At 34.9% G+C, this 1,020-nt stretch carries 1 protein-coding gene and 1 pseudogene; both read right to left on the reverse strand.

What is annotated here, in order from left to right; translation table 11 throughout:
- Positions 1-59: 59 nt before the first annotated feature.
- Complete coding sequence (gene rsmG / locus JQM82_RS15805) at positions 60-773, reverse strand: 16S rRNA (guanine(527)-N(7))-methyltransferase RsmG (protein WP_235251374.1); 714 nt, start codon at positions 771-773, stop codon at positions 60-62.
- A gap of 27 nt (positions 774-800) precedes the next feature.
- Positions 801-1,020: pseudogene (locus JQM82_RS15810) on the reverse strand (tRNA uridine-5-carboxymethylaminomethyl(34) synthesis enzyme MnmG); the annotation flags it as partial.

Raw genomic sequence — 1,020 nt, forward strand, 5'->3', positions numbered from 1 at the left:
GTATAAAAATAATAAAGAAGTGTTGCAAAATAACAGACATATATTTTGCAACACTCCTTTTATAATATTGGATCTTTCGACGGCAATCCAGCTTTCCTTGGATATTTTTTTCCAGTACTCTTTATCTTCTCAATCAGTACCAGAGATCTTCCTATATCAGTTCCCGGTAATTCGAATTTTTCAACCTTGATCAGTTTTCCTCCAAGCACCTCTAAAGCTTTCCTGGACTTTTCCAATTCCTCATCAATATCTCCTGATTTGTAAGGAATAAAGTATCCTGTTTCTTTTACATACGGAATACAATACTCACTCAGAGTCGCAAGATTAGCAACTGCTCTAGACACACACAGATCATATTGTTCTCTGTATTCTTTCTGCTTTGCAAAGTCTTCTGCACGTCCATGAATTGTCCAAACATCTGTTAATCCGAGAGAATCAATTACAGTATTTAAAAATTTGATTCTTTTATTCAAGGAATCCAGCAATGTAACTCTTAAATGCGGAAAAGCAATTTTTAATGGCAGCCCCGGAAATCCAGCCCCTGTACCAATATCAATCATCGTATTAACCTGATTCATATTCAAAGCATTAACAATCGACAGACTATCAATATAATGCTTTTCCCACACATCATTATATTCTGTGATTCCTGTGAGATTCATAACCTTATTCCATTCAACAAGAAGCTTGAAATAAGTGTCGAATTGCTGAATCTGCTTCTGATCAAGTACAATATTTAAATGCTCAAGTTTTTCAATAATATTTTGATTCATAATATGCTCCATCTGTAGTGTTAGTAATTATGAGTGGTTACCCACACTGCTTAAATATACAAGAAGAACCGATATATCTGCCGGAGAGACTCCGGATATTCTGGAAGCCTGTCCGATCGATACCGGTCGATATTCTTTGAGCTTTTGAACTGCTTCAATTCGAAGGCTTTTAACATTATCATAATCTATATCATCCGGAATCTTTTTATTTTCAAGTTTTTTAAACTGTTCTACCTGTTTTCTCTGT

Source organism: Faecalicatena contorta (assembly GCF_021531995.1).
GTDB classification, from domain to species: domain Bacteria; phylum Bacillota; class Clostridia; order Lachnospirales; family Lachnospiraceae; genus Dorea_A; species Dorea_A contorta_A.

Excerpts from the sequence above, each read along its gene's own strand:
- rsmG (WP_235251374.1), bottom strand. The coding sequence starts at position 773 with ATGAATCAAAATATTATTGAAAAACTTGAGCATTTAAATATTGTACTT.